Raw genomic sequence first — 5,442 nt, 5'->3', positions numbered from 1 at the left:
TTGCAGTTATGGACATGTTCGATACAATGAATACGGAAGCAGCTGATCTTGTTATACCTATGGCATCTCTAGCAGAGTCATGTGGAACAGTTACAAGAACAGACAATACTACAGGAGTTGTAAAACCTGCTATTGATTCCAAGACGGGAAGAACAAACACAGAAGTAATCGACAACGTGTTAAGTTTTCTGTAAAAAAGTATAAATAAAAAAGCCTGAGTCTCAATTATGGGAATCAGGCTTTATTTATAGTTTGTAGGGTTTTATGCTAAAATGCCCATTTTCCATTTTTGAAAATATATTCTTCTTTTCCATCCGGGTGTATTCCTATAATATCAAGCTTATCGGAACCTATCATTATATCCTGATGTACGTTACAGGAATTGAATCCTATTTCTTCCTTTTCTTCCTTAGACATTTTTTCGACTCCACCATCTATACACATTGAGAGTGCATTTCCAAGTGCGATATGACAAGCTGCATTTTCATCATAGAGTGTGTTGAAAAATAAAGTATTAAGCTCGTATATCGGTGAATCTACTGGAACCAGTGCAAGTTCTCCTAGATAAGAGGCACCTTTTTCGGTTTCCAGATAAGTTTTCAACAATTCCTGACCCTTTTCGGCACTAAAGTCTATAACCTTACCCTTGTCGAAAGTAAGCTTTATGCCATCTATTATGTTTCCATTGTAGACAAAGGGCATAGTGCAGCTTACAGTACCCTGTGCTGTATATTTTGAAGGAACTGTGAAAACTTCCTCAGTAGGCATGTTTGGAACTACATCAGTTCCGTCTGGTGCAGGTATGCTTCCTCCAACCCATTTACTGCCTTTAATTAGCTCTACTTCAAAATCGGTGCCGGGACCTGTATATTTTAATTTTTTGAAATTTTTCTTTGTTAAGCTTGTATGCCTGAATCTCAAATTATTCAAGTGGTCGTCCCACATTTCGACGGAGTTTTCATTATCAGCTCTGGATACCTTGAATATATATTCCCATAACTTTTCAGTAGCTTCCTCACTGCTGAGTCCAGGAAATACTTTTTTTGCCCAGGGTGCGGAAGCTCCAAGAGCTATGACCCATTTTGTTTCAAAGCTCATTTGTAATACCTTGTTTTTTTCGAAGGCATTTGCCCGTGATTTGAACCATCTGGCGATTGTGTCCGGATTTACTTCTTTCATTACCTCAGGGTCTGGAGCTCCTATGTTTATTATGCACCATTTTTCATCTCCCAAACTGTCCATTCTTTTCTGGTCCCAGTCGTATACGTTGTCAAATAGCTCAGGGTCAGCATTTAGGAACTTTATTTTTCTAGAAAGGTAGTCTATCCATGCTATGTTCACATCTTCTGCGCCGTGGTCAAAGGCTCTTTGCATTAAAAGCCTGGCAAATTCTGCATCTTCAAGGGAAGCTCTTATTTCTACCTTTTGTCCATTCTTAAGGTTGATGCCCTTGGTTATTATAACATCGGCGTAGTTTTTCAGTTTTTCATTGAAGTTCATATTATCCTCCCAAAGTGTTATTTCAGCTTAAGAAAATTTAAATATGCATATCACATTGAAGCATTGTGATATGCTTTATAGGACATTTTCTTGCGCGTTTTGAATATCCACTCACATGGATAACGCGTCGTAACTGCTTTCTTGATTTAATTATACATCAAATATTTGTATAATAAAATACAACCATATTTACAATTCTTAAGAAAGATGTTAAGTTTTGGTAAAATATGTACAAAATATGCAGCTCTTTGCAAAGAAAAGTCATAGTAAAAAAATAAAATAATGATATAATATATAGATGGTTTTGCAGATTAAAAATCTTAGTGCATCAATAAAGAGAGCATATTAGAAGTTCCAGAATATATAAAACTAATTTAGTTAAATATCAGAGGTGGATTATGAAAGGTATAATGATACAGGGTACAAGTTCAGATGCAGGAAAAAGCTATGTAACGACAGCTATATGTCGTGTTTTATCAAACAGGGGAATCAAGACAGCTCCCTTCAAGTCGCAGAATATGTCAAACAACTCTTATGCGGCCGAGGACGGACAAGAGATTTCCAGAGCTCAGGGAGTCCAGGCTGAAGCGGCAAGAGCCAAGGCTTCAGTATATATGAATCCCATACTTTTAAAGCCAACCAGGGACACACAAAGTGAAGTGGTACTTATGGGAAAGGTGTTCAATGACTATTCTGGATTTGAATATAGAAAAGACTTTGCCCTTACCCATGGTGTGAAAGCAATACGAGAATCCATAGATAAGCTGTCTGAAGATTATGAATGCCTTGTTATCGAAGGGGCTGGATCTCCTGCAGAGGTGAATCTAAACGATCGTGAAATTGTAAACATGAGGGTGGCTGACATTGCTGATGTGGGAGTAATCCTTGTTACGGATATAGACAGAGGTGGATCCTTTGCAAGTGTTGTGGGGACTCTTGAACTTTTAAAGGAGCACAGACACAGATTCAAGGGAGTCATATTCAACAAATTCAGGGGAGACATCAAGCTTCTTGAAGATGGTTTGGACTGGCTTGAGGAAAATTATGGAATAAAGGTTGTAGGTGTATTGCCATACCTTACAGACCTGTATATAGAAACTGAGGATGCACAGAGCAAGCACCTTCTTTTTCAGTATGATGTTGCAAATCCATTGGATATAGCAGTAGTCCATCTGGAAAGAGTGAGCAACAACACCGATGTTGAAGCATTCATACATGAAAAGGATGTAAGCGTGAGAATAGTGAAGGATCCTAAGGAATTTGGGAATCCTCACGCAGTAATAATACCGGGTACAAAGAGCACTTCCGAAGATCTCCAATCTTTAATAGAAAGCGGAATGTATGATAAGCTTAAGGAATATAATGAAAGAGGGGGAGTTATAGCTGGAATTTGTGGCGGATATCAGATAATGGGAAGAAAACTGAAGGATCCTGAAAATGTAGACAGTACACAATTTGATGAAATGGATGGACTTGACATGCTTCCTGTAGAAACTGTATTCGTAGGTGAGAAGCAGGTGAGGCAGATAAAGGGAAGGATTGACAATATATTTTCCAAACAGGAGATTAAAGGTTATGAAATCCATCTTGGACGAACTGATATAGTTGAGGAGGGTGATTATTTCTCACTTCTTGAAGATGGTACAAAAGATGGATGCATATATGATGGAGGAAGGGTTTTCGGTACATATCTTCACAATGTCTTCCACAATGATGTATTGAGAAACGACTGGCTCAATATGATAAGAAAGAAAAACAACATGGAGACCAGAGACGTTGTAGATACAAACAAGATCAAGGAAGATTCCTATGAAAAACTTGCAGCGTATGCAGAGGAGCACCTTGACATGGATTATATAATGAAAATAATCAACAAAGAGGTTTAGTATGCATATTGTCCTAGCAGCCCTTGTACTTGACCTATTGTTGGGAGACAGGTGTTTATGGAAACATCCAATAATACTTGTTGGAAATCTTATTTCATTTCTTGAAAAAAAGCTTTATGGAGTGAAAGATAATAAGAAGGCAGGTCTTGTCCTTTTAATATTGTCAATGATTTTTGTGGGTCTTATTGTCTTTGCTGTAGATAGACTGTTTTTCTTCAACAAATGGGTGCATACAGGAGTTTCCATTTATTTCATGTATCTTATTCCTTCTGTCAAGACTCTCAAGGATCTTACAGAGGATGTATATACCGCTCTTAAGGAAAAGGGAATAGTAGACGCAAGGGTGAAACTTTCGTACCTTGTTGGAAGGGATACAGAAGAGCTTGACGAGGAAGCGGTAATAAAGGCAGCTATAGAAACATCTGCCGAAAACACGATAGATGGATTTGTTGCGCCACTTTTTTACATATTAATAGGAAACATATTCGGTCTGGGTCTGGTTTTCGGGTACATATACAAAACTGTAAATACGCTTGATTCAATGGTTGGATATAAGAATGACAGGTATAAGGATTTCGGATATTATTCGGCAAAATTTGACGATGTATTGAACTTCATACCAGCAAGGTTTGGAAGCATGCTGATGATTGTTGCAGGCATGGTTCTTGGCTATGACTGGAAAAATGGAATCAAAATATTCAAGAGGGATAGGAAGAACCACAGTAGCCCAAATTCGGCTCATTCAGAAAGTGTGGTGGCAGGACTTTTAAACATCCAGCTTGGAGGAGAAAACAAGTATTTTGGAAAAATAGTGAAAAAGCCTGTCATAGGAGACAGGAATGAAGAGGTAAAAGGAAGAGATATACACAGGACCAACAAGGTTCTCGTAGTAACTGATGTCCTTGCAATAATAATATTGACAATTGGAGTAGTTATATGAAATACAGAATGCATGGTGCAAATCCAGACAAGCTATACAGTAAACTGGGTATTGAAATGCCTGAAAGAATTATAGATTTCAGCACCAATACAAATGTTTTAAAATTCGATCTTAAGATGGATTTTGATTTTAACAAGATGGTGAGTACCTATCCTGATGATGAATGTCTGGAATTGAAGAGTACTGTATCTTCCCTTGAAAACTGCAGCGAAGATGAAATACTTGTCTGTAGTGGTACAAATGAATTCATATACATGTTGGCATCAATTCATGCGGGAGGAAAGGCGGCTCTTTTGCAACCTTTGTATTCAGAATATGAAAAAGCTTTGAATGGTTACAATGTAGCAACAGTTGATATATTTTCAGTGGATGAAATATACAATTTAGAGGATGTTGATCTTTTGTATATTTGCAATCCCAATAATCCTAAAGGAAACTTCATAGACATTGATACAATAAGAAAGATTGTAGACTACTGCAGGAGTATGAGTATAAAAGTTATACTTGATGAAGCGTATTCGTTTTTCCTTCAAGGTGAATGTGATACGAGGGATCTCTTAAAGGAATTTGATAATATATTTATAATGAAATCGTTAACAAAGATATTCAATCTTTCAGGAATCAGGATAGGCTATGTTTTGACAGATAAAAAAAATATAGTAGAGATTGAGAAGATACAGCCTACATGGAGTGTAAACTCAATAGCACAAAATCTGGCTGTTCAGTACCTAAGTTGTGAAAAATATATCACTGATACAAAGAAATACTATAAAAATGAAAGAATAAGATTCATTGGCAAAATCAGAGAACTTGGATTTGAAGTACTGGGCACCGAGGTGAATTTCTTTTTAATGAAGGTGGTTAATGATGATGAAATCATTGAAAAACTAATGGAAAAGGGAATTGTAACAAGACATACAAAAAACTTCAAAACACTTGAAGGTGGATACATAAGAGTTGCAGTAAAGTCGAAAGAAGATAACGATTATTTCCTCGAAATATTAGAACGGATAAGTTTGACTAATATTTAACGAAATGATATACTTCATATATAGTGTTGTTATACGGAGGATATTATGAAAGTATTTAAAATAAAAGAATTGTTGAATGCAAATG

The 5,442-nt window shown here is 36.7% G+C and carries 5 protein-coding genes; 4 read left to right on the top strand and 1 reads right to left on the bottom strand.

The annotated features are described in order from the left end of the window. A partial coding sequence (locus AC3AX0_RS06280; RefSeq protein ID WP_487549451.1) for a hypothetical protein occupies positions 1–194 on the top strand: 194 nt, incomplete at its 5' end. Between the two features lie 73 nt (positions 195–267). Here the strand turns inward: AC3AX0_RS06280 and AC3AX0_RS06275 are convergent. After that, positions 268–1,500, bottom strand: a complete 1,233-nt coding sequence (locus AC3AX0_RS06275; protein WP_487549450.1) for an aminopeptidase — start codon at positions 1,498–1,500, stop codon at positions 268–270. 398 nt (positions 1,501–1,898) lie between these two features. Between AC3AX0_RS06275 and AC3AX0_RS06270 the strand changes: the two genes are divergently transcribed. From AC3AX0_RS06270 to AC3AX0_RS06260, 3 genes are read left to right on the top strand one after another with little or no spacing between them, the layout of a single operon-like run. Further along, positions 1,899–3,386 carry a cobyric acid synthase gene (locus AC3AX0_RS06270; RefSeq protein WP_487549449.1) on the top strand — a complete coding sequence of 496 codons (1,488 nt, stop codon included), beginning with the start codon at positions 1,899–1,901 and terminating at the stop codon, positions 3,384–3,386. A 1-nt stretch (position 3,387) separates the two neighbouring features. After that, positions 3,388–4,326 (top strand): adenosylcobinamide-phosphate synthase CbiB, encoded by a 939-nt coding sequence (gene cbiB, locus AC3AX0_RS06265; protein ID WP_487549448.1) that lies wholly within the window; start codon positions 3,388–3,390, stop codon positions 4,324–4,326. Then, positions 4,323–5,357 carry a pyridoxal phosphate-dependent aminotransferase gene (locus AC3AX0_RS06260; RefSeq protein WP_487549447.1) on the top strand — a complete coding sequence of 345 codons (1,035 nt, stop codon included), beginning with the start codon at positions 4,323–4,325 and terminating at the stop codon, positions 5,355–5,357. The genes cbiB and AC3AX0_RS06260 overlap by 4 nt, the downstream gene beginning before the upstream one ends. Positions 5,358–5,442 lie beyond the last annotated feature (85 nt).

The organism is Dethiosulfatibacter sp., from assembly GCF_983023055.1.
Note: the sequence above shows the minus strand (reverse complement) of the source record. Positions and strands in the feature narration are given on the sequence as shown.